22 protein-coding genes are annotated in these 23149 nt (G+C 72.5%); 11 read left to right on the top strand and 11 right to left on the bottom strand.

The features are described 5' to 3' along the window. Window positions 1–115 precede the first annotated feature (115 nt). A complete protein-coding gene (locus tag S1361_RS12370; RefSeq protein WP_208031905.1) occupies window positions 116–2059 on the top strand; it encodes a S53 family peptidase in 1944 nt (647 codons plus the stop codon). Between the two features lie 57 nt (window positions 2060–2116). On the opposite strand, the gene S1361_RS12375 is transcribed toward S1361_RS12370, so the two are convergent. Beyond that, a complete protein-coding gene (locus S1361_RS12375) occupies window positions 2117–2860 on the bottom strand; it encodes a helix-turn-helix domain-containing protein (RefSeq protein WP_208031906.1) in 744 nt (247 codons plus the stop codon). 223 nt (window positions 2861–3083) lie between these two features. Between S1361_RS12375 and S1361_RS12380 the strand changes: the two genes are divergently transcribed. The 3 genes from S1361_RS12380 to S1361_RS12390 are packed head-to-tail and all read left to right on the top strand — an operon-like array spanning window position 3084 to window position 5550. Then, window positions 3084–3749 (top strand): DUF4097 family beta strand repeat-containing protein, encoded by a 666-nt coding sequence (locus tag S1361_RS12380; RefSeq protein ID WP_208031907.1) that lies wholly within the window; start codon window positions 3084–3086, stop codon window positions 3747–3749. A 14-nt stretch (window positions 3750–3763) separates the two neighbouring features. Further along, window positions 3764–4735, top strand: coding sequence for an ATP-binding cassette domain-containing protein (locus S1361_RS12385; protein WP_208031908.1), 972 nt, complete (start codon window positions 3764–3766; stop codon window positions 4733–4735). After that, entirely contained in the window at window positions 4732–5550 is an 819-nt protein-coding gene (locus S1361_RS12390; RefSeq protein ID WP_208031909.1) for an ABC transporter permease, read from the top strand. The genes S1361_RS12385 and S1361_RS12390 overlap by 4 nt, the downstream gene beginning before the upstream one ends. Window positions 5551–5689: 139 nt before the next feature. Here S1361_RS12390 and S1361_RS12395 read toward each other — a convergent pair whose 3' ends face one another. The 4 genes from S1361_RS12395 to S1361_RS12410 form a co-directional block, all read right to left on the bottom strand. Further along, the gene (locus tag S1361_RS12395; protein ID WP_208031910.1) at window positions 5690–6907 is read right to left on the bottom strand and encodes an MFS transporter; all 1218 of its coding nucleotides are present in this window, start codon (window positions 6905–6907) and stop codon (window positions 5690–5692) included. Window positions 6908–6999: 92 nt separating this feature from the next. After that, complete coding sequence (locus S1361_RS12400; protein WP_208031911.1) at window positions 7000–8049, bottom strand: endonuclease/exonuclease/phosphatase family protein; 1050 nt, start codon at window positions 8047–8049, stop codon at window positions 7000–7002. Window positions 8050–8235: 186 nt separating this feature from the next. Continuing rightward, window positions 8236–8865 carry a TetR/AcrR family transcriptional regulator gene (locus S1361_RS12405; RefSeq protein ID WP_208031912.1) on the bottom strand — a complete coding sequence of 210 codons (630 nt, stop codon included), beginning with the start codon at window positions 8863–8865 and terminating at the stop codon, window positions 8236–8238. Window positions 8866–8950: 85 nt separating this feature from the next. After that, complete coding sequence (locus S1361_RS12410; protein WP_208031913.1) at window positions 8951–10537, bottom strand: MFS transporter; 1587 nt, start codon at window positions 10535–10537, stop codon at window positions 8951–8953. A gap of 180 nt (window positions 10538–10717) precedes the next feature. Here S1361_RS12410 and panB point away from each other — a divergent pair, with 180 nt between their 5' ends. The 3 genes from panB to S1361_RS12425 all read left to right on the top strand — a co-directional run bounded on the left by panB (window position 10718) and on the right by S1361_RS12425 (window position 13660). Continuing rightward, the gene (panB, locus tag S1361_RS12415) at window positions 10718–11584 is read left to right on the top strand and encodes a 3-methyl-2-oxobutanoate hydroxymethyltransferase (protein ID WP_208031914.1); all 867 of its coding nucleotides are present in this window, start codon (window positions 10718–10720) and stop codon (window positions 11582–11584) included. Between the two features lie 232 nt (window positions 11585–11816). Further along, window positions 11817–12842: an ATP-binding cassette domain-containing protein gene (locus S1361_RS12420; RefSeq protein WP_208031915.1), complete on the top strand. Its 1026-nt coding sequence runs from the start codon at window positions 11817–11819 to the stop codon at window positions 12840–12842. Next, a complete protein-coding gene (locus S1361_RS12425; RefSeq protein ID WP_208031916.1) occupies window positions 12839–13660 on the top strand; it encodes an ABC transporter permease in 822 nt (273 codons plus the stop codon). The genes S1361_RS12420 and S1361_RS12425 overlap by 4 nt, the downstream gene beginning before the upstream one ends. Before the next feature lie 12 nt (window positions 13661–13672). Here the strand turns inward: S1361_RS12425 and S1361_RS12430 are convergent, their stop codons facing one another. Both S1361_RS12430 and S1361_RS12435 read right to left on the bottom strand, forming a co-directional pair. Continuing rightward, entirely contained in the window at window positions 13673–16924 is a 3252-nt protein-coding gene (locus S1361_RS12430; protein ID WP_208031917.1) for an AfsR/SARP family transcriptional regulator, read from the bottom strand. Then, on the bottom strand, window positions 16921–17424 hold the full coding sequence (locus S1361_RS12435; protein ID WP_243769153.1) for a DUF6578 domain-containing protein: 504 nt from the start codon (window positions 17422–17424) through the stop codon (window positions 16921–16923). Before S1361_RS12435 ends, S1361_RS12430 begins: the two co-directional genes overlap by 4 nt. 110 nt (window positions 17425–17534) lie before the next feature. On the opposite strand from S1361_RS12435, the gene S1361_RS12440 reads away from it, so the two are divergent. Next, window positions 17535–18335 carry a site-2 protease family protein gene (locus S1361_RS12440; RefSeq protein WP_208031919.1) on the top strand — a complete coding sequence of 267 codons (801 nt, stop codon included), beginning with the start codon at window positions 17535–17537 and terminating at the stop codon, window positions 18333–18335. On the opposite strand, the gene S1361_RS12445 is transcribed toward S1361_RS12440, so the two are convergent. The 3 genes from S1361_RS12445 to S1361_RS12455 all read right to left on the bottom strand — a co-directional run bounded on the left by S1361_RS12445 (window position 18325) and on the right by S1361_RS12455 (window position 20427). Further along, window positions 18325–18513, bottom strand: coding sequence for a hypothetical protein (locus S1361_RS12445; protein WP_208031920.1), 189 nt, complete (start codon window positions 18511–18513; stop codon window positions 18325–18327). The two genes, S1361_RS12440 and S1361_RS12445, sit on opposite strands and share 11 nt — an antisense overlap. A gap of 86 nt (window positions 18514–18599) precedes the next feature. Beyond that, entirely contained in the window at window positions 18600–19313 is a 714-nt protein-coding gene (gene npdG / locus S1361_RS12450; RefSeq protein ID WP_208031921.1) for an NADPH-dependent F420 reductase, read from the bottom strand. Window positions 19314–19350: 37 nt separating this feature from the next. Then, a complete protein-coding gene (locus S1361_RS12455; protein ID WP_208031922.1) occupies window positions 19351–20427 on the bottom strand; it encodes a sialidase family protein in 1077 nt (358 codons plus the stop codon). A 79-nt stretch (window positions 20428–20506) separates the two neighbouring features. On the opposite strand from S1361_RS12455, the gene S1361_RS12460 reads away from it, so the two are divergent. Beyond that, window positions 20507–21103 carry a hypothetical protein gene (locus S1361_RS12460; RefSeq protein ID WP_208031923.1) on the top strand — a complete coding sequence of 199 codons (597 nt, stop codon included), beginning with the start codon at window positions 20507–20509 and terminating at the stop codon, window positions 21101–21103. Here the strand turns inward: S1361_RS12460 and S1361_RS12465 are convergent, their stop codons facing one another. Next, window positions 21104–21337 carry a hypothetical protein gene (locus S1361_RS12465; RefSeq protein WP_208031924.1) on the bottom strand — a complete coding sequence of 78 codons (234 nt, stop codon included), beginning with the start codon at window positions 21335–21337 and terminating at the stop codon, window positions 21104–21106. A gap of 58 nt (window positions 21338–21395) precedes the next feature. Between S1361_RS12465 and map the strand changes: the two genes are divergently transcribed. Both map and S1361_RS12475 read left to right on the top strand, forming a co-directional pair. Beyond that, on the top strand, window positions 21396–22253 hold the full coding sequence (map, locus tag S1361_RS12470) for a type I methionyl aminopeptidase (RefSeq protein ID WP_208031925.1): 858 nt from the start codon (window positions 21396–21398) through the stop codon (window positions 22251–22253). Window positions 22254–22348: 95 nt separating this feature from the next. Next, window positions 22349–23011, top strand: coding sequence for a biliverdin-producing heme oxygenase (locus S1361_RS12475; RefSeq protein ID WP_208031926.1), 663 nt, complete (start codon window positions 22349–22351; stop codon window positions 23009–23011). Window positions 23012–23149 lie beyond the last annotated feature (138 nt).

Below are 23149 nucleotides of genomic sequence, written 5' to 3' on the forward strand. Positions count from 1 at the left end.
AAAGAGTGGCCCCCATCGTGTGATCCACTCGCCGGCCGACACCGCCGCGGGCCGGGGCGCGGAAGCGCGACGTACCGACCACGACATGCATGCGAACCGCATCGCAGGGGGTTCTATGAGATCCAACCGCGCCACCGTGCGCGCAGGCGTGAGCATGGCAGCGACACTGCCGATGATCGCCGGCGCGCTGGCGCTGGGCATACCCGCGGCGCACGCCGCGGACAGCCCCGCTCGCGACGTCCTGAAGGGCACCAAGCCGCTGTGGGCCACGGCCAAGGCGGACAAGGGCGCCACTTCGGACAGCGCCCGGGTGAAGGCCCGCGTCTATCTCGCGGGGCGGGACCGGGCCGGCCTGGCCGCCTACGCCAAGGCGGTGTCCGACCCCGGCTCGCCGCTGTACGGCAAGTACCTGAGCGGCAAGAAGGCGCAGGCCCGCTTCGGGGCCACCAAGGCCCAGGTGGCCGCCGTCACGTCCTGGCTGAAGTCGGCCGGTCTGACCGTCACCGCGGTCACCCCGCACTACGTCGCCGTCTCCGGTGACGTGGCCGCCGCCGAGAAGGCGTTCGGCACCCAGCTGCACAACTTCGCCAAGGGCTCGAAGACCTACCGCGCCCCGGCGCGCACGGTCTCCGTCCCGGCCGCCCTGAAGGGCGCCGTCCTGACCGTCACCGGCCTGGACAACGCCCCGCACAAGGCGAGCCACGACGACCAGCTGCCGCCGCCGGACGCGGTGTTCAGGAACTCCGGGCCGTTCTCCTCGTACTTCGGCTCGAACATCGCGACCACGCTCCCGGACGCGTACGGCCAGAAGGTCCCGTACGCGATCAAGGGCTACACCGGCAAGCAGCTGCGCGCCGCGTACGGCGCGGGCACGTACACCGGCAAGAACGTCCGGATCGCCATCACCGACGCGTACGCCTCCCCGACGATCGCCTACGACGCGGGCAGGTACGCGCTGAAGAACGGTGACGCGGCCTGGAAGACCGGCCAGCTGCACCAGGTGCTGCCGAAGAGCTACACCAGGACCAAGGAGTGCGGCGCGGCCGGCTGGTACGGCGAGGAGACCCTCGACGTCGAGGCGGTCCACGCGGTAGCCCCGAACGCCGACGTCACCTACGTCGGCGCGGCCTCCTGCTACGACGACGACCTGCTGGACTCGCTCGGCAAGATCGTCGACAACCACCTGGCCGACATCGTCTCCAACTCCTGGGGCGACATCGAGGCCAACCAGACGCCGGACCTCGCGGCCGCCTACGACCAGGTCTTCCAGCTGGGCGCGGTCCAGGGCATCGGCTTCTACTTCTCCTCCGGCGACAACGGCGACGAGGTCGCCAACACCGGGACGAAGCAGGTCGACACCCCGGCCAACTCGGCGTGGGTGACCGCGGTGGGCGGCACCTCGCTGGCCGTCGGCAAGGGCGACACGTACCAGTGGGAGACCGGCTGGGGCACCGAGAAGGCCTCGCTGTCGGCCGACGGCAAGAGCTGGACGAACTTCCCCGGCACGTTCAGCTCCGGCGCGGGCGGCGGCACCAGCAGGACCGTCGCCGAGCCGTACTACCAGAAGGGCGTCGTCCCGGACTCGCTCGCCAAGGCCAACAGCGCCGACGGCAACCGCGTCGTCCCGGACATCGCGGCCATCGCCGACCCGAACACCGGCTTCCTCGTCGGCCAGACCCAGACGTTCCCGGACGGCACCGAGCAGTACAGCGAGTACCGCATCGGCGGCACCTCGCTGGCCGCCCCGGTCATCGCGGCCGTCCAGGCGCTGGCGCAGGAGGCCCGCGGCGGCAAGGCCCTCGGCTTCGCCAACCCGGCGATCTACGCCAAGTACGGCAAGAAGGGCGTCTACCACGACGTCACGGACAACCCGACGGGCTCCGGCCTGGCGGTGGCCCGTATCGACTTCGTCAACGGCCTCGACGCCTCCGGCGGCCTCGCGACCTCGGTCCGCAGCCTCGGCAAGGACAGCTCGCTGTCCGCGGTGAAGGGCTACGACGACGTCACGGGCGTCGGTTCCCCGGCGAACGGATACGTCCAGTCGTTCCGCCGGCGCTGATCCTCCGGATCGCCCGAGGGGGCGTGGGGTCCTGGTGACCTCACGCCCCCTTTCGCGTCACCGGGACGCGGCGGGGCCGTCCGAGGGTGTGGCGGGTTTCGTGTGGAGGATCTCGCGCGCCTGCTCCGCCGCGCGGGCGAGGCTCTCGGCGACGAAGTCGAGGAAGCGGGCGGTGTTCTCCAGGCGGGCACCGGCCGGGGTGCCGGGGCCGAGGACGCCGACGCCCTGCCGTGCGGTCTCGGCGACCTGGGCGGTCGACCGGGCACTGGCCATCATCGCCTGGTACATGACCTCGTCGTCGACGGCGTAGCGCTCGCGGCGGCCTTCGCCGCGTTCCCGGCGGACGAGGTCCTGGCTCTCCAGGAAGGCGATGGCCTTGGAGACGGACGCCGGGCTGACCTGGAGGCGCTGGACGAGTTCGGACGCGGTGAGGCTGCCCGCGTCGCTGATGGTGAGGCAGGCCATCACCCGCGCCATCATCTGGGGCGTGCCCGACTGCATGAAGACGGTGGTGAGCGTCTCCTCGTACGCGCGCACGGCCTCGGGATCGCGGCCGTAGCCCGGCGCAGGCGCCTCCGCGCCGCGGGGCGCGGCCTGCCTGCGCCGGTGGGCACGGCGTTCGGTGGCGCGGTGGGCGAGGTCGGCGCGGTAGGCGGTGGGGCCGCCGTTGCGCATGACCTCACGCGTGATGGTCGAGGTCGGACGGTCGAGCCGTCTGGCGATCTCCGCGTAGGCGAGGCCGTCGGCCAGTCCCAGCGCGATCTGCTGACGTTCCTGCTGGGTGAGCCTGCCTCCCGGCATCAGGGCCTCCTTCATCGTCCTGCGGTGCCTCCAGCTTAGCGTTCACGCACAATCCATTGCAACGAAGCAGGGTCGGATTGTTGCATTACTGTCAGGACCGTTGCAACGATTTCTCTGCTTTGACCTGCATCTTTGGTAATACAGCGCAACGGAATCGTTGCCGGTACTTCGAATGCAACGTAGCGTTTCCCTCATCGGAAACAACAAGCCGAAGGAGCGCACGATGCAGAAGTTCGACACTCCCGCCCCGGTCACCGCCGTCCTGGACATCCCTGCGGGACGCATCCAGTTCATCGCCGCCGACCGGGCCGACACCACGGTCGAGGTCCTGCCCGCGGATGCCTCGAAGAGCCGCGACGTGAAGGCTGCGGAGGAGATCGAGGTCGCCTACCGCGACGGCGTCCTGCGGATCGCGGCCCCGGCGGCGAAGAACCGGCTCCTGGGCACCTCCGGATCCGTCGAGGTGACCGTCCAGCTGCCCGCCGGCTCCCGCGTCGAGGCCACGGCGTCCGCCTGCGAGCTGCGCGGTGTCGGCCGCCTCGGCGACGTCACCTTCGACGGTGCCTACCGCCACATCAAGATCGACGAAGCCGCGAGCGTCCGCCTCACCGCGGTCGACGGCGACGTCGAGGTCGGCCGGCTGGGCGGCCCGGCGGAGATCAGCACCGCACGGGGCGACATCCGCATCGCCGAGGCCGGGCGCGGCACGGTCGTCCTGCGCACCGAGTCCGGCGACATCTCGATCGCCGCGGCCCGCGGGGTCTCCGCCGCCCTGGACGCCGGCACCGGCCACGGCCGCATCGGCAACGCCCTCAGGAACGACGGCACCGCCGAGCTCGACATCCGCGCCACCACCTCCCACGGCGACATCACCGCCCGCAGCCTCTGAACAGGAGCACCCCCATGACCGACCTGGCCATCGCGGCGACCGGGCTGCGCAAGTCCTACGGCGACAAGACCGTCCTCGACGGCGTCGACCTGGCCGTACCGCACGGCACGGTCTTCTCCCTGCTCGGCCCGAACGGCGCCGGCAAGACCACCGCCGTCAAGATCCTCTCCACGCTCGTCTCCCCCGATCCCGCCTCCGGCGGGATCCGCGTCGGCGGCCACGACCTCGCCGCCGACCCGCAGGCCGTGCGCGCCGCGATCGGCGTCACCGGACAGTTCTCCGCCGTCGACGGCCTGATCACCGGCGAGGAGAACATGCTGCTCATGGCGGACCTGCACCACCTCTCCCGGCGCGAGGGACGGCGGGTGACCGCCGAGCTGCTGGAGCGCTTCGACCTCGCCGAGGCCGCCAAGAAGCCCGCCTCCACCTACTCCGGCGGCATGAAGCGCCGCCTCGACATCGCCATGACCCTGGTCGGAGACCCGCGGATCATCTTCCTGGACGAGCCGACCACCGGCCTCGACCCGCGCAGCCGTCACACCATGTGGCAGATCGTCCGCGAACTGGTCTCCGACGGCGTCACCGTGTTCCTCACCACGCAGTACCTGGAGGAGGCCGACCAGCTCGCCGACCGCATCGCCGTGCTGCACGACGGCACGATCGCCGCGGAGGGCACCGCCGAGGAGCTGAAGCGGATCGTCCCCGGCGGCCACGTCCGGCTCCGCTTCACCGACCCGGCCGCGTACCGGAGCGCCGCCGACGCGCTGCGCGAGGCCTCCCGGGACGACGAATCCCTCGCACTGCAGATCCCGAGCGAGGGCAGCCAGCGCGAACTGCGTTCCCTCCTCGACCGGCTGGACGCCGCCGGCATCACGGCGGACGGGCTCACCGTGCACACCCCCGACCTCGACGACGTCTTCTTCGCGCTGACCGGCGGCGCGAAGGTTCCCCACCAGCCGCACCAGCGCAAGGAGACCGCCCGATGACCACTTCCCCGGCAACCGCCCGCCCGGCCCGGATCTCCCTGGCCGTACGCGACTGCTCCACGATGCTGCGCCGCAACCTCCTGCACGCCCGGCGCTACCCGTCGCTCACGCTGAACCTGCTGCTGACCCCGATCATGCTGCTGCTGCTCTTCGTCTACATCTTCGGCGACACCATGAGCGCGGGCATCGGCGGCGGCGCTCCGGACCGCGCCAGGTACGTCGCCTACATCGTCCCGGGCCTGCTGCTGATGACCATCGGCAGCACCACGATCGGCACCGCGGTCTCCGTCTCGACCGACATGGCCGAGGGCATCATCGCCCGCTTCCGCACGATGGCGATCCACCGCGGCTCGGTGATCGTCGGGCATGTCATCGGCAGCGTGCTGCAGTCGGTCGTCAGCGTGGTCCTCGTCGGTGCCGTCGCGGTGGCGATCGGCTTCCGCTCCACCGGTGCCACCGCACTGGAGTGGCTCGCGGCGTTCGGGCTGCTCGTGCTCTTCGCCACGGCGCTCACCTGGATCGCGGTCGGCATGGGCCTGGTCAGCCCGAACGCCGAGGCGGCGAGCAACAACGCGATGCCGCTGATCCTGCTGCCGCTCCTGTCCAGCGCCTTCGTGCCGCTGCACGCCCTGCCCGGCTGGTTCCGGCCGATCGCCGAGTACCAGCCGTTCACCCCGGCCATCGAGACCCTGCGAGGCCTCCTCCTCGGCACCGGGATCGGCTCCAACGGCTGGCTGGCGGTGGCCTGGTGCCTGGGCCTGACGGCACTCGGCCACGCGTGGTCGACCTCGAAGTTCAAGAAGGACCCGAAGTAACCGCGAAGCCCGGCCGTCCCCCGTCCACCCCACCCGGCGACGGGCAGGTCCCTTCCAGCCGAGCCCCCCGAAGACGCAGGTCAGCGAGCGGAGTGGCCGCCACGGCCGAGCGTGATCCGCCCACCGCTCCCGCAGCGCCTCAGTGGTGCTGCGGCTCCGTTTTCCGGGGGACGTGCACGGTCACCACGCGGGCCGGCGACGGGGTCTCGCGGCGGCGGTCCACCGCGTACGCCACGCTCGCCACGCCCAGGCCCAGCACCGCCAGGACCGCGCCCGCGAGGGCCGGGGAGGTCGTACCGAAGCCGGCTGCCAGGGCGACGCCGCCGATCCAGGCGCCGCCGGCGTTGGCCAGGTTGAAGGCCGCCTGGTTGGCGGAGGAGGCGAGGGAGGGGGCCGCGGCGGCCTTCTCCATCACCATCAGCTGAAGCGGGGAACCCGTGATGAACGCCGCCGTGCCCAGCAGGGTCACCGCGAGGGCCGCGCTCCACTCCGCCCGCATCAGCAGGGGGAACAGCAGCAGGACGACGCCCAGCGAGGCCAGACCGCCGAACAGGGTGCCGCGCAGCGAGTGGTCCGCCAGCCGGCCGCCCAGCAGGTTGCCGGCCGTGGCGCCGACACCGAAGAGGGCCAGCAGCAGGGTCACGTCGGTCTCGGCGTAACCGGCGGTGTCGGTCAGCATCGGGGTGATGTAGCTGTAGGCCGCGAAGAGCGCGCCGAAGCCCGCCACCGTCGTACCAAGGGCCAGCCAGACGGGCAGGGACCGCAGGGCGGCCAGTTCGCCGCGCAGGCCCGCCGACGCGGCCGCGTGCTCCCGGTCGTGCGGGACGAGGAGGGCGAGGGAGGCTATGGCGGCCAGGCCGATCGCGCCGACCGCGAGGAACGTCGCCCGCCAGCCGAGGTGCTGGCCCATGAGGGTGGCGGCGGGGACGCCGGCGACGTTGGCGACGGTCAGGCCGAGGAACATCAGGGACACCGAGCGCGCCTTGCGCTCCGGCGGGACCATCCCGGTGGCGACGACCGCGCCGACGCCGAAGAAGGCGCCGTGCGGCAGGCCGCTCAGGAAGCGGGCGGCCAGCAGGGAGCCGTTGCCGGGGGCGAACGCGGACAGGGTGTTGCCCGCCACGAACAGCGCCATCAGGGAGATGAGCACGGTCCGGCGGGACATGCGCGCGGTCAGGGCGGCCAGCAGCGGGGCGCCGATGACGACGCCCAGCGCGTACGCCGAGACCAGGTGCCCGGCGGTGGGGATCGAGATGTGCAGGTCGTCCGCCACATCGGGCAGCAGACCCATCATCACGAACTCGGTCGTGCCGATGCCGAAGGCGCCCACGGCGAGGGCGAGCAGGGCCAGGGGCATGAAGGACCTTTCAGAGCGGAGTGCCGTACGGTTCGAGTCTCGCAGTATGTTCCCGTACGGAACAAACTCGTCGGGGCCTGGATTCCAGCGGTTCAGGACTCTGTGTCGAGCTTCACACGGGCCGCGACGGGCAGGTGGTCGCTGTTCGTGCGCGGCAGCGTCCAGCTGCTCTGCGGCTCGGCGCCCCGGACCATGATCTGGTCGATGCGTGCCATCGGGAACGACGCCGGCCAGCTGAACCCGAAGCCGCTGCCCGCCGCGCCCTGGGTCGAACGCAGCTGGGAGGTGACGGCGTTGAGCGAGCGGTCGTTCATCGTGCCGTTGAGGTCGCCGAGCAGCACGACCCGCTTCAGGGGTTCGTCGGCGATCGCCTCGCCGAGCGCGTCGGCGCTCTTGTCCCGCTGCCGGGCGGTGAACCCGGCCTCCATCTTCACCCGCACCGAGGGCAGGTGGGCGACGTAGACCGCGACCGGGCCGCGGGGCGTGGCGACGGTGGCCCGCATCGCCCGCTTCCAGCCCAGCTTGATGTCGACGGCCTCCACCCCGGTCATCGGGTACTTGCTCCACAGACCGACCGTGCCGACCACCGCGTGGTACTTGTACGTCGGCGCCAGCGCCTTGTCGTAGACGGGCACGGCGGAGGCGGGCAGCTCCTCCAGGGCCAGGATGTCGGCGCCGGACGCGGCCACGTCGGTGGCGGTCGCGGCCGGGTCGGGGTTGTCGGCGTTGACGTTGTGGGTGGCCACCATGAGGTCGCCGCCGCCGCCCGCCTTGTCGCCGAGCAGCCCGCCGAAGAGGTTCAGCCAGACGGTCGCCGGGAGGACGAGCGCGATCAGCGCGGTCGCCGACCTGCGGATCAGGGCGAGCACCAGGAGCACCGGGACCGCCAGGCCCAGCCAGGGCAGAAACGTCTCGGTGAGCGAGCCGAGATTGCCCACCGCGTTGGGGATGTGGGCGTGCACCAGCATCACCAGGGCGAGCAGCAGGGCCAGTGCGGCGAGGACGAGGCCCCGCCGCCAGATCCGCGGATCGTTCCGCCAGCCGGAGAACAGGCGGTGCGTGAGGCGCCGAAACCGGGATCCCGGCCGCTCGGGCCCCGAACCGTCGCCCGCCGTCTCCGTCATGTACGCCTGCTGCGCCATACCGTCTGCCTCACTGCCTGCCGTGCACACCGTTCGCCCCCGTGCTGTTGACGACCCTAGGGGATGATCGGTTCGTTCCCGCCGTCCCATGACGGCCGTACGGAAGACGAGGACGAGCGAGCCGGTGCCGCGAGTTCCGGTTCTGCCGCAGACGGCGCGGTCTGTGACAAAACGCGCACACGAGTGCTACGAGGCTGTCGACCTGACGGGGCGTAGGCCCTCCAGGACCGCGTCGACGATCTGCTCCGCCAGGCCCTCGGGCAGGTCGGCGTCGGGGCGCATGACGGAGCGGACGAGCATGGGGCCGACGAACATGTCGTTGGCCAGCTCCAGGTCGACGTCCGCCCGGATCTCGCCGTTCTCCCGCGCCCGGCGCAGCACTTCCAGGGCGAGGGCGCGCCGGGGCGCTATGACGCTCGCGTGGTACGCCGCCCAGACCCTCGGGGCGGACTTCATCTGCGCGTACACGTTGTGCAGGATCGCCGAGGAGCGGCTCATCAGGCCGCGCTGGCGCAGGGACTCCAGCAGCACCACGAGGTCGTCGCGCAGGCAGGTGCCGGGGAGTTCGGGGTCGGGGGGTTCGGCGGCGCGTACGACGTCGACGAACAGCTCCTCCTTGCCGCTCCAGCGGCGGTAGATGGTGGCCTTGCCGACCCCGGCCGTGCGCGCGACCCGCTCGATGGACAGCTCGGCGAGGGGCACGCCCTCCTCCAGGAGCTTCATCACCCCTTCCAGGATGGCCCGTTCCACGGCTTCGCTGCGCGGCCGGCCCCGGGCGGGTCCGTCCGGCCGCGGCCGGCTGTCGGCAAGGGTCACGTCGTTCCGTCCTCTCACTGCACTGCGGGGATTGTCCCGCAGCACCCTCCTTCCCCCGTGGACCCGACCGCCAGGGCGGGTCCGGTCATTCCGCGGCCGCGACCAACTCCGGTTCGGCGTCGTCGCGCTGACCGGCCGGCGGCCTGCCCGGCAGGAACAGTGCGGTCACCACGGCACCGATCAGCGCGACGCCCGTACCGCACAGGGCGGTCACGTGCATGGCGTGCAGGAAGGCGTCGTTCGCCGGCGCGACCAGGGCCTCGCCCCGCGGGCCGAGCTTCTCGGCGATGCCGAGGGTGGCCTCGACGGACTCGGCGGCGGTGTCGCGCAGGCCGGGCGGCAGCAGGCCGAGCTTGTCCTCGATGCCGTCGCGGTACGTGGCGGCGAGCACCGAGCCGAGCACGGCGATGCCGAGGGCGCCGCCGACCTGGCGGAAGGTGTTGCTGAGCGCGGAGGCGGAGCCGGCCTTCTCACGGGGCAGGGCCTGCATGATGACGACGGAGGTCGGCGTCATGATGTGGGCCATGCCGGTGCCCATGAGGAAGAAGACGACCTCCAGCAGCCAGATCGGGGTGTCCGCCTCGAAGGTGGCGAAGACGGCCAGGGTCGCCGCGATCAGCACCAGGCCGGCGGTGGTGGTGGCCCTGTTGCCGAACCGCTCGACGACCAGCCGGGCACGGGGCGCGAAGATCATCTGGGCGGCGGCCAGCGGCAGCATCAGCAGACCGGACTGCAGCGGCGAGTAGCCGCGCACGCTCTGCGTGTAGAAGACGCTGAAGAACGTGACGCCCATCAGCGCGAAGAAGACCAGCGCGATGGCGCTCATGGCGGCCGAGAAGACCTTGTTGCGGAAGTAGGTGACGTCCAGCGACGGGTGGTCGCTGCGCTTCTCGAAGACGACGAAGCCGGTCAGCACGGCGAGCCCGGCGAGGATGGTGGCCAGCACCTTGGTGTCGGTGAAGTCGGCCAGCTCGCCGCCCTTGATGATGCCGTAGACCAGCAGCACCAGGCCGACGACGGACAGGACCACGCCGACCGGGTCGAGGCGGCCGGGGCGCGGGTCGCGGGAGTCGGGCACCAGCCAGGCCATCAGGACCAGCGCGATGATCACGATGGGCACGTTGACGAAGAAGACCGAGCCCCACCAGAAGTGGTCCAGGAGCGCGCCGCCGGTGATCGGGCCGATGGCGATGGCGAGGCCGACGCCGCCGGCCCAGATGCCGATGGCCTTGGGCTGCTCCTCGCGCTCGAAGACGTTCATGAGGACGGCGAGGGTGGCCGGCATGACGAAGGCGGCACCCAGGGCCATCAGCGCGCGGTAGGCGATCAGCTGGGTCGGCGAGCCGGACTCGGCGGCGAGCGCTGAGCCGATGCCGAACACGGCGATGCCGCCGAGGAGCACCTTCTTGCGGCCGAGCCGGTCGCCGACGAGGCCGGCGGTGAACAGCAGACCCGCGAAGACCAGGGTGTAGGCGTTGATCGCCCACTCGATCTCGCTCTGGGTGGCGCCGAGGCCGGTCGGCGCGGGGGTGGCGATGGTCTTGATGGCGACGTTCAGGATCGAGTTGTCGAGCACCACGATGAGCAGGCTCAGCATCAGCACGCCGAGGATCGCCCAGCGACGCCGGTGCACCGCTTCCGGTATTCGGGGGGCAGGGACGGGACTTGTCATGTGTCCGAGACTACGATCATTCCGATACGGAACGGTCTCGTATCTTATTTCTTTACCAAGGTCTTACGCGGCTCGACTCACAGGGGGACACCTCTGGCCCCGACTGGCACGAGGTGCCACCATGGAGTCGATCCGGGGACGCCGTCAGGGCGCCTCGAGATGACTGAAGGAGCCGTTGCCATGACGCAGCTTTCGGCTGCCCAGACCAAGCCTTCCGACGGCAGCAAGGCGCTGTACGGGGGGAAGGGCACCCGCCGCATCACCGTCCGCGACATCGCCCTCGCCAAGGAGCGGGGCGAGAAGTGGCCCATGCTCACCGCCTACGACGCGATGACCGCGTCCGTCTTCGACGAGGCCGGGATCCCGGTGATCCTGGTCGGCGACTCGGCGGGCAACTGTCACCTCGGGTACGAGACCACCGTGCCCGTCACCCTCGACGAGATGACCATGCTGTCGGCCGCCGTCGTCCGCGGCACGCAGCGCGCCCTGATCGTCGGCGACCTGCCCTTCGGCTCCTACCAGGAGGGTCCGGTGCAGGCGCTGCGCTCGGCGACCCGGCTGGTGAAGGAGGCCGGGGTCGGCGCGGTCAAGCTGGAGGGCGGCGAGCGCTCCCACGAGCAGATCCGGCTCCTGGTGGAGTCCGGCATCCCGGTCATGGCCCACATCGGCCTGACCCCGCAGTCCGTCAACGCGATGGGCTACCGCGTGCAGGGGCGCGGCGAGGAGGCCGCGCAGCAGTTGCTGCGCGACGCCAAGGCCGTGCAGGACGCGGGGGCGTTCGCGGTGGTGCTGGAGCTGGTTCCGGCGGAGCTGGCGGCCGAGGTGACGCGGGTGCTGCACATTCCGACCGTCGGGATCGGGGCGGGGCCGGAGACGGACGCGCAGGTGCTGGTGTGGACCGACATGCTGGGGCTGACGTCCGGGCGGGTGCCGAAGTTCGTCAAGAAGTACGCCGACCTGCGTGAGGTCATGGGCAACGCGGCCAAGGCGTTCGCGGAGGACGTCGTCGGCGGGGCGTTCCCGCTGGAGGAGCACTCCGTCCACTGAACCATCGCGGCACCACCGGGCAGCCCGCCGATCATCCCCCGTCGGCGGGCTGCTGCCGTGTCCGCCCGAACCGGCACCGCCCTCGCGGACGCAGCTGCCCGCCGTCGGCGTTCCTCAATTGATGGTGGCGGTGCTCGTTGGGGTGCGTAGGTGGTGCCGGTGTCGGTGGTCCGTCGGCCGGTGTCGGTCGGGTGTCGGTGGTTTGTCGGTGGGGGCTGGCACCGTCGTCGGCATGACACGCATCGACGACAACCCCGCCGGCGGCCGCTCCGCCGTGACCGTACGGGGACTGGTCAAGCACTACGGCGAGACCAGGGCACTGGACGGCGTCGACCTGGACGTGCGCGAGGGCACCGTGATGGGTGTGCTCGGGCCGAACGGCGCCGGCAAGACCACCCTCGTACGGATCCTGTCCACCCTGATCACCCCCGACGCCGGGCAGGCCACCGTGGCCGGCTACGACGTCGTACGCCAGCCCCGCCAGCTGCGCCGGGTGATCGGCCTCACCGGCCAGTACGCCTCGGTGGACGAGAAGCTCCCGGGCTGGGAGAACCTGTACCTGATCGGCCGCCTGCTGGACCTGTCCCGCAAGGACGCCCGCGCCCGCGCCGACGAGCTGCTGGAGCGGTTCTCGCTGACGGAGGCGGCCCGGCGGCCCGCGAGCACGTACTCCGGCGGCATGCGGCGGCGACTGGACCTGGCCGCCTCCATGATCGGCCGCCCGGCCGTGCTGTACCTGGACGAGCCCACCACCGGCCTCGACCCCCGCACCCGCAACGAGGTGTGGGACGAGGTCAAGGCGATGGTCGGCGACGGCGTCACCGTGCTGCTCACCACCCAGTACATGGAGGAGGCCGAGCAGCTCGCCTCCGAGCTGACCGTGGTGGACCGGGGCAAGGTCATCGCGAACGGCGGGATCGAGGAGCTGAAGGCCCGCGTCGGTGGTCGCACCCTGCGGGTGCGCCCGGTCGACCCGCTGGAGCTGCGCCCGCTCGCCACGATGCTGGACGACCTGGGCATCACCGGGCTCGCGGCCACCACCGTGGACAGCGAGACCGGCACCCTGCTGGTGCCGATCCTGAGCGACGAGCAGCTGACCGCCGTGGTCGGCGCGGTCACCGCGCGCGGCATCACGATCTCCTCCATCACCACCGAACTGCCCAGCCTGGACGAGGTGTTCCTGTCCCTCACCGGCCACCGCGCCAGTGCCCCGCAGGACACCGTGCCCGCCGACGACCGCCAGGAGGTCGCCGTATGAGTTCCGCCACCCTCTCCCCCGCCGCCGCGCGGTCCGACACCCCGATCCCGCTGCGGGCCCACCTGCGGCACACCGGCGCGCTGATCCGCCGCAACCTGCTGTGGATCCGGCAGGACCCGGAGTCGATGTTCGACGCGATCCTGTTCCCGGTGGTCTTCACCCTGCTGTTCGTGTACGTCTTCGGCGGCTCCATCGGGCAGTCGCTGGGCGGCGGGCAGGACCAGTACGTGCAGTACGTGGTGCCCGGGCTCATGGCCATGATGGGCATGAACATGGCCCAGGGTGTGGGCACCGGTTTCAACCAGGACTTCAACTCCGGTGTCATGGACCGCTTCCGGTCCCTGCCGATCGGGCGGGGCTCCGTCCTGTTCGCGAAGATCGCGGTGGAACTGATGCGGATGCTGTTCGCGACCGTGGTGCTGATGGTGGTGGCCCTCCTCGTGGGCTACGACATCAACAGCTGGAGCGGTCTGCTGGCCTCCGTGGGTCTCTCGGCGGTGTTCGGCTCGGCACTGATGTGGGTGTTCCTGACCCTCGGCGTGGTGATGAAGAGCGCGCAGTCGGTGCAGGCGATGGGCTTCCTGGTGCTGATGCCGCTGCAGTTCGGCTCGTCGATCTTCGCGCCGACCGCGTCGATGCCGGGCTGGCTCCAGTCGTTCACCGACTACAACCCGCTCTCCGCGCTGGCCGACACGGCGCGCGGTCTGATGCAGGGCGGCCCGGTCGCGCACGACCTGTGGGTGACGCTGATCTGGTCGGTCGGCCTGACCGCGGTCATGGCCCCGGTGGCGATCCACAAGTTCCGCACCAAGAGCTGACGTCCGGGACGGTCAGAACAGGGCGGTGGCCTCCGCGAGGGAGAGGCCGCCGCCCTCGGCGTACGCGGCCTCGTACGACCGTGCGTCGAGCCCCTCCCGGATCCGCGCCTCGGTCATGTCGCGGGTCCGCCGCTCCATACCGGACAGGACATGGCCGGCCGGCAGCAGCGCTCGGGCGGCGCCCAGGCAGCGGGCGGCGTCGGCGGCGCGCCCGTCGGCGCGGGCCAGGGCCATCGCGACGACGGTGAGGATGACGGAGTGCAGGTGCGGGGTGATGGCCCGGGTCAGCGGGTCGGTGGCGAGGCGCAGCGCCCCGCGGGCCTGCCCGAGGGCCTCCTCGGTGCGTTCGTCCACGGCGTTCAGCCAGGCCTCCTGGCAGAGGATCACGGCGTCGAAGACGACGAACCGCGCGATGCGGACCTCCTCGCGCAGCAGCCGCAGGTGGTCGCGGGCCTCCGCGGTGCGGCCGGTCAGGCCGAGCCAGCCGGCCAGGAAGAGCCGGGCGGCGGGCATGGCCTCGTTGAGGGTGCTGTCCTTGCTGGCGATGACGTCCCGGAGCATCCGTTCGCCGCGTTCGCTCTCGCCGGTCTCCAGCAGGGTGCCGCCGAGCCGGGCGCGGAGCACGGCCACCTGGGCGCGGGCGCCGAGGCGCTCGGCGTGTTCGATGGCGGCCCGGTAGTCGGCGGCGGCCTGCCGGTGGTCGCCCTTGCGTTCCCGGGCCTCGCCGCGGGCGGACAGCGCCTCGGTGCTGCCCCAGGCGTCGCCGAGGCGGCGGTAGATCTCCAGGGCCTCGTCGGCGTCGCGGGTGGCGTCGCCGGCCCAGTCGGCGCGGTTGGCGAGGAGGTTGGCGCGCAGCTGGAGGGCGCCGGCCAGCTCCCACTCGTAACCGGGGGTGTCCCGGCAGGTCTGCACGCAGGCGTTCGCGATGGTGCGCAGCCGGTCGGCGCCGCCGGTCAGCAGTTCGGCGAAGAACCACAGGATGCCCGGGGGCCGGCAGATCTGCGGCAGGCCGGGCTCGTAGGCCCGGGCGACCGCGCGGAGCTTCGCCTGCGCCTCGGGGGTCTGCCAGACGTCGATCTCGGTGTCCATGCAGGCCAGGTGGGCCAGGTGGACCCCGCGCCGGGCCTCGGCGAGGACCTCGCCGGTGTACGGCGGCGGGGTGTCGGTGCAGCGCTGCCACACCGGTTCGGCGGGGCGGACCGGTTCGGCGAACGGGTCGGGGCCGAGCGCCATGGCCTCCCGGCACCAGGTGCGGGTCTCGATGCGCTGGTCGCGTATCTGCCAGAACCACAGCAGGGAGAGGATCAGGCAGAGCGCCTCCTGCTCGTCGCGTTCGGCGACGGCGTGCCGGAAGGCGGTGCGCAGGTTCTCGTACTCCAGCTGGAACCGGTCGATGGCGGCGAGCTGCCCGGGGCCGCGCAGCAACGGGTCCGTAGCGCGGGCCAGTTCGCGGTAGTAGGTCAGGTGGGCGCGCTCGGCCTCGCCGCGGCGGCCGGTCTCGGCGAGGCGTTCGGCGGCGTACTCGGCGACGGTCTCCAGCAGCCGGTAGCGCATGCCTCCGTCGGCCGCGGGGGCGGCCACCACCAGGGACTTGTCGACCAGGGAGCCGAGCGCCTCCAGGGCGGCCGGCCCGCACACGGCCTCGGCGGCGGCCAGGGCGCAGCCGCCGGCGAAGACCGACAGCCGGGCGAGGACGTCCCGTTCGCCGGCGTCCAGCAGGTCCCAGGACCAGTCCACGACGGCCCTGAGGGTCTGCTGGCGGGGCAGCAGGGTGCGGCTGCCGGAGGTGAGCAGCCGGAAGCGGTCGTCCAGCCGGTCCGCTATCTGGCGGGGCGTCAGCATGCGCAGCCGGGCCGCCGCCAGCTCGATGGCGAGGGGCAGTCCGTCCAGGCGGCGGCAGATCTCGGCGCACGCCTCGGGGTCGTCCTCGACCCGGAAGCCGGGCCGGGCCGCCGCGCCCCGGTCGGCGAGCAGCCGCAGCGCGACCGGTTCGGGCAGCGGCTCCACGGGCCGCAGCAACTCGCCCGGCACGCCGAGGGGTTCGCGGCTGGTGGCGAGGATCGTCAGCTCCGGGCAGTGGGCCAGCAGCCGCGCGGTGAGGTGGGCGGCGGCGTCCACGACGTGCTCGCAGTTGTCCAGGACGATCAGCATGCGGCGCCGGGCGCAGTGCTCCACGAGCCGTTCGAGGGGGTTGTCGTGCCGGTCGGCGACCGCGCGCATGCCGTCCACGCCGGTGCCGTGCAGCACGGTCTCGCGGGCACCGATCGCGGTGAGCACGGCCTGCGGTACGGCGTCGGGGTCGTCGACGGGGGCCAGCTCGGCGAGCCAGACCCCGTCCCGGACGGTGTGCCGTACCGCCTCGGCGGCCTCCTGGGACAGCCGGGTCTTCCCGGCGCCGCCGGGTCCCAGCAGGGTGACCAGGCGGGCCGCGCCGAGGTCGGCGCCGATGGCCCGGATGTCGGCTTCCCGGCCGACGAAGGAGGTCAGCCGGGCGGGCAGGTTGCCGGAGCGGGCCGCGGGCGGCTGCCCGGCCGGTTCCTCGCGCAGCAGCTCGGTGTGCAGGGCGCGCAGTTCGGGGCCGGGGTCGGAGCCGAGCCGGTCCGCGAGCAGACCGCGTACGTCCTCGTAGGCGGCGAGCGCCTGGGCGGGGCGGCCGGTGTCGCGCAGAGCGCGCAGCCGCAGCGCCTGCAGCGGTTCGTCCAGCGGATGGCTGTCGCACAGTGCGGTCAGCTCGGGCAGCGCCCGCTCGGCCTCGCCGAGGGCGAGGGCGGCGGTGTGCCGGGCGCGCAGCGCGTCGAGCCGGCGGGTCTCCCAGCGGGCCGCCTCGGCGGTGCGGTCGGGCAGGTCGGCGAGGGCGGGTCCGCGCCACAGGGCCAGGGCGTCGTCGAGGACGGCGGCGGCCTTGGCGGGGTCGCCGTCGGCGAGGGCGCGCAGGCCGTCGCCGGTCAGCCGGTCGAAGCGGGCGAGGTCGACGTCGTCGGGTGCGGCGGCGAGCCGGTAGCCGCCGTCGGCGGAGGCGACGGCGTCGGCGCCCAGGGTCCGCCGCAGCCGGCCGACGAGCGCCTGGAGGGCGCCGGTGGCGTCGGCGGGCGGGTCGGCGCCCCACACCTCGTCCACGAGGACGCCCGCGGGCACGGTCCGGCCGGCCCGGAGCGCGAGCACGCTCAGCAGGGCACGCAGCCGCGCCCCGCCGACGGGGACGGCCGTGCCGTCGGGGCGGATCGCCTGGGTGGGGCCGAGCAGCGAGAAGCGCACGGGGTTCATTGTCTCCGGAGTGGTCGGCGGCGGTCACCGGGTTCGGTCGGCGTGCCGTCCGGGACGTCCGGGGCGGTCTCCAGGGTCACCAGCACGCCGACGGCACGGCGGACCCGGTACGGGACCCGCCGTGGCGGCTGTTCCTCCTGCTCGAAGGCGTCGAACCAGCGGGGGCAGGCGTCGACGGGCTCCGGTGCGGGGGCGCCGGGCACCGGCTCCAGGCCGCGTCCGGCCGCGACGAGGATCACCTCGCCGGGTTCCGCGGCGGGCGGCGCGACGGCGCGCGGGTCGTGGTGGGCCAGGAACTCCTGGTGCACCAGGTCGATGCCGAGGACCCGGCCGGTGGTCGGGTCGGGGCCGCCGTGGTTCTCCACCCGGGCGGCGGCGCCGTAGTGGTCGTCCTCGTGGCCGGTGGGGACCAGCCGCCAGGAGACCTCGTCCCCGACGGCGAACGGCGTGCCGCAGCATTCCATCTGCCAGTGCGCGTAGAACACCCTCGTCCGTTCCATCGCTTCACCTTCCAGGAACCGGACGGCCACCGCGAGACGTTTTCCCCGCGTGGCCGCGGCCGGTACGGTCGCAGTTCCCGACCGTCACCGGCCCGTACAGGAGCTCGCCCATGACCACCGCCACCACCCGCCACGGGGACCGGCAGATCAGTCCCGTGTTCGTCGGCATCCTGGCCGTGACGGCGGTGACCGGCTGGGCCACCTGGACCGGGTTCGCCGCACGGCCGGGCATCGCGGTGTTCCTGTTCGTGACCGCGGCCTGGATCGTCTCCCTGTGCCTGCACGAGTACGCGCACGCGCGCACCGCCCTGCACGGCGGGGACATCACGGTCGGCGCGAAGGGCTACCTCACGCTGAACCCGCTGAAGTACACGCACGCGCTGCTGAGCATCGTGCTCCCCGTGCTGTTCGTGATCATGGGCGGGATCGGTCTGCCCGGCGGTGCGGTGTTCATCGAGCGGAGCCGGATCCGGGGCCGCTGGCGGCACAGCCTGATCTCGGCGGCGGGCCCGCTGACGAACGTGCTGTTCGCCGCGGTGTGCACGGCCCCGTTCTGGCTGGACGCGCTGGACGGCGTGCCCGCGGACTTCCGGTTCGCGCTGGCGTTCCTGGCGCTGCTCCAGGTGACGGCGGCCCTGCTGAACTTCCTGCCGGTGCCGGGCCTGGACGGCTACGGCGTGATCGAGCCCTGGCTGTCGTACAACGTGAAGCGGCAGGTGGAGCCGTTCGCGCCGTTCGGCCTGCTGTTCGTGTTCGCGCTGCTGTGGCTGCCGTCGGTCAACAACGCGTTCTTCGACGTGATCGACTCGATCATGCGGGCGCTGAACGTCGACGACTTCTCCCGCTTCTGCGGCGAGGCGGACTACCGCTTCTGGCAGGACACCCCGGAGATCTGCTCGTTCAGCTCGTGACCGAGCGGTCCTGCCCGGCGGCCCGGCCCCGCTTGACGTAGTACCAGGTCATGTTGGAGGACAGGCCCGCCAGCAGCACCCAGACGATCCCCAGCCAGCTGCCCTGGACGAAGGAGACGACGGCGGCGGCCACGGCGAGGACGCAGACGACGAGGGTGTAGAGGGCGATGCGGGGCATGGTCGGTCGGCTCCTGTCGGGGACACTGCTCGAAAAGCGCTTCGCCGACCAGTGTCCCCCATGGCGCCCGCCGGTCCCCGCCCGGCTCACACGTCGGTGACGCGCAGCCCGGCGTGGGCCTTGTACCGCCGGTTGACGGAGATCAGGTTCGCGACCAGCGACTCGACCTGGTGGGCGTTGCGCAGCCGGCCGGCGAAGACGCCGCGCATGCCGGGGATGCGCCCGGCCAGCGCCTGCACGATCTCCACGTCGGCGCGCTCCTCGCCGAGGACCATCACATCGGTGTCGATCTGCTCGATCTCAGGGTCCTGGAGCAGGACGGCCGACAGGTGGTGGAAGGCGGCGGCGACCCGGGAGTCCGGCAGCAGGGCGGCGGCCTGCTCGGCGGCGCTGCCCTCCTCCGGCTTGAGCGCGTAGGCGCCCTTCTTGTCGAAGCCGAGCGGGTTGACGCAGTCCACGACGAGCTTGCCGGCCAGTTCGTCGCGCAGGGCCTTCAGGGTGTCGCCGTGGCCCTCCCACGGCACGGCGACGATCACGATGTCGCTGCGGCGCGCGGTCTCGGCGTTGTCGGCGCCCTCGATGCCGTGGCCGAGTTCCCCGGCGGCGGCCTGCGCGCGCTCGGCGGCGCGGGAGCCGATGATCACCTTCTGGCCGGCCCGGGCGAGCCGGTAGGCGAGGCCCTTGCCCTGCGGCCCGGTGCCGCCGAGCACGCCGACGACGTACCCGGAGACGTCGGGCAGGTCCCAGGGGTCCTTGGCGGGGGCCTTGGCAGGGGTCTGTGCGCTGTCGGTAGAGGTCATGGGCCGACTCTACGTCCGCCGCCGGGCATGTACCGGCTCAGGTCAGCCGGTGCACGGGCACCCGGCGGAAGGTGATCGTCTCGTAGGCGCCGAAGTCGCCGGTCTCGTAGAGCAGCCCGACGGTGTGCGGATCGACGCGGACCAGGTCGCTGTAGGCGGCGGGCAGTCCGTCGACCGTGAACGCCGGGCGCCAGGTGGTGCCGCCGTCGGCGGAGGCGCGGATCGTCATCAGGGCGCGGGCGCCGCCGGGGTCGGCCGGGCCGGAGAAGAGCAGCAGGTCGGGGTCGCGGAGCTGGAGGACGGATGCCTCGCAGACCGGCGCGGTCAGCCCGGCCTGCGGGCGGAAGGGCTTCACGAGGGTCTTCCCGCCGTCTCCGGAGTGGGCGTCGGCGCGGTTGCCGGGTGACGGGGAGTCGTTGCGGGTGTTGAGGTAGACGCGGCCGTCGGGGAGTTCGGCGGCGGTGGTCTCGTTGACGTTGACGTACCCGTCGGTGTTCTCGTCCAGGTAGCCGAGGTACCAGCTCTCGCCGCGGTCGTCGCTCAGCAGGCAGTGCCCGCTGTTGTACTTGGCCTCGGCACCGGTGTCGGTTCCGGTGGGCGGCAGGGTGTGGTTGGCCGGGACGAGGACGCGGCCGGAGGTGAGCTGGAGGGCGTGTCCGGGGGTGGTGGCGTACCAGCGCCAGCCGGGGCGCTTCACCTGCAGGGTGATCTCCCTGGGCGGGGACCATGTCACGCCGTCGTCGTCGCTGTGCTGCACCCACACCCGCCGCCCGTCGGCGTCCGCGACCTGGCCGCGCAGGACGGCGGCCTCGGTGGCGGAGGCGGCGGCCCGGATGTGCACGAGCAGGATCCGGCCGGTGTCCAGCACGACGGGGGCGGGGTTGCCGGCGAGGTCCGTCCCGTTGTGCGCGGCGGCCCGGAGCGGCCCCCAGGTCCGGCCGCCGTCCGTGGACCGCTTCAGCACGATGTCGATGTGCCCGTGGTCGGCGGCGGAGTCGACACGGCCCTCGCAGAAGGCGAGCAGCGTGCCGGACCTGGTGGCGACGACGGCCGGGATACGGAAACTGGCGTACCCCTCGTGGCCCGCGCGGAAGGGGACGGTCACGTCGGTCATCCCGGCACCGTCCCCACGTCGGGCGAATTCGGGGTGAACTCCGCGTCACAAGTGACCGGTTGCGGCAGTATGCGGTCGCATGGACGCCGTACGGGTCGCGTTGCTGCGCGAAGTGCTCGCCGGGACCGAGTGGCTGGGGGCCACCCGGAGGTTCGCCGGGGTGCTGCGCGGGTCGGTGGTGGCGCACGGGGGCGGGCTGCTGCTCGTCGGCACACCGGAGTACGAGCCCTGGCACCTGGCCGCGCATCTGGTGGACGAGGCCGCGTGGTCGGGCACGCCCGAACTGGCGCCGACGCTGGTCCGGCATCGGGTGCGCCCCTCGGACCCGCCCCACCTGGCCGTCGGCCCGGGCCGGATCGCGGCGGCGCGGCGCGGTGAGACCCTGCTGGTCGTGGCGCCGCGGGAGCCCGCGCCGCTGCTGGAGCGGGTGCACGACGCCCGGCGGGCCGGGGTGACGGTGCTGGCGCTGGGCGCGGGCGGGACCGACCTGGCCGCGATGGCGCACGACACGCTGGCCGTGCCGGAGGGGGCGGAGCTGGACCTGGACACCGTCCAGCACCTGGTCAGCGCGGCGGCCGGCGAGAACGGCGGCTCCCCGAGGGCGCGCCGGGGCTTCCGGGACAGGCTGACCCGCCTGACGGAAGCGCTGACGGCACCCCCGCCGGCCCCTTGGTGATCAGTCCTCGTCGGTCGTGCCGCCGGACGGCGCGTCGTGCCAGCGCGGGTCGTTCTCCCACTGGAGGTTGCGCTCGGCGGCGGTCTCCATCGCGTGACGGGCCTCCTCGCGGGAGGCGTACGGCCCGAAGCGGTCCTTGCCCGGGCAGTCCGGGCCCTCCTCGACCTTCTTGTGCTCCAGGCAGTAGTACCACTCCCCCGGCTTGCCGGCGGTGCGCTTCTTGAACAGGGCCATGAACAGCTCCTCTCGCCACCGACATGTTCCCCCATGTCCGCTGGTTAGACTCGCTGGCATGTCTGGCCAGTCGCTGCTCGTCCCAGGGGAGCTGTCTCCCACCCGTTCGGTTCCCGGAAACATCCGCCGCCCCGAGTACGTCGGCAAGCCCGCGCCGGCGCCGTACACCGGGCCGGAGGTGCAGACCCCCGAGACCATCGAGGCGATGCGGACCGCCGGCCGTATCGCCGCGCAGGCGATGGCGGAGGCCGCGAAGATCATCGCGCCCGGGGTCACCACCGACCAGCTGGACAAGGTCGCCCACGAGTACATGTGCGACCACGGGGCGTACCCGTCCACACTCGGCTACCGCGGCTTCCCGAAGTCGCTGTGCACGTCGGTCAACGAGGTCATCTGCCACGGCATCCCGGACTCGACGGTCCTCAGGGACGGCGACATCGTCAACCTGGACGTGACGGCGTACATCGGCGGGGTGCACGGCGACAACAACGCCACCTACCTGGTCGGCGACGTGGACGAGGAGTCCCGGCTGCTGGTGGAGCGCACCCGTGAGGCGCTCCACCGGGCGATCAAGGCCGTGAAGCCCGGCCGGCAGATCAACGTCATCGGCCGGGTCATCGAGTCGTACGCCAAGCGCTTCGGCTACGGCGTCGTCCGGGACTTCACCGGGCACGGCATCAGCACGTCGTTCCACTCCGGGCTGATCATCCCGCACTACGACAGCCCGCACGCGACGACCGTGATGCAGCCGGGGATGACGTTCACGATCGAGCCGATGCTGACGCTCGGCACCCATGAGTACGACATGTGGGACGACGGCTGGACGGTCGTGACGAAGGACCGCAAGCGGACCGCCCAGTTCGAGCACACCCTGGTGGTCACGGACACCGGCGCGGAGATCCTGACCCTGCCCTGACGCGCCGCCCCGGCCGCGCCCCGGCCCGCTCCCCGACGGGGGCGGGCTTTCTCTTGTAGAGTTTTACCGACAGCCTGTCGGCAAAGGATGTGTGCATGGACGCCTTCTCCGCGGACTCCTTCTCGTCCCTCATCCGGAGCGCCTCGCACGAACAGCACGTGGAGGCGGAGACCTCGACGTTCATGAGCGATCTGCTCGGCGGCCGGCTCGGCGTCGCGGCCTACGCGCGGTACACCGAGCAACTGTGGTTCGTCTACGAGGCCTTGGAGAGCGCGGCCGAGCGGCTGGCGGCGGATCCGGTGGCCGGGCCGTTCATCCGGCCGGAGCTGTTCCGGCTGCCCGCGCTGGAGCGGGATCTGGCGTATCTGCGGGGCCCCGGCCGGCGGGCGGCCCCGAGCGCGCTGCCCGCCACCCGGGCGTACGCGGACCGGGTGCGGGAGTGTGCCGAGCACTGGCCCGGCGGGTACGTCGCCCACCACTACACCCGCTACCTCGGCGACCTCTCCGGCGGCCAGATCATCCGGGACAGGGCGGAGCGGACGTGGGGCTTCGCCAGAAAGGGCGACGGGGTCCGGTTCTACGTCTTCGACGCGATCCCCAACCCGGTCGCGTTCAAGCGGGGGTACCGGCGGCTGCTGGACCGGATAGGGGTGGACGACCTGGAGAAGCAGCGGGTCGTCGCGGAGTGCAGGCGGGCGTTCGCGCTGAACACGGCGGTCCTCCGGGCCCTCGGCGAGGAGTTCCCGCTGTCGGCGTGAGCCTGGCCGGCCGGGTCCCCGGCAGGCGGCTGGCGCTCCTCCCGGGGCGTGGGGTGGCCACGGCCGGAGGTCCCCGTCCGTCTTCGCCCGCGCACGCGGATCCACCCGGACGGGGACGCCCACCCCGGCGCTCGCAGG

Source organism: Streptomyces cyanogenus (genome assembly GCF_017526105.1).
GTDB classification, from domain to species: Bacteria; Actinomycetota; Actinomycetes; order Streptomycetales; family Streptomycetaceae; genus Streptomyces; species Streptomyces cyanogenus.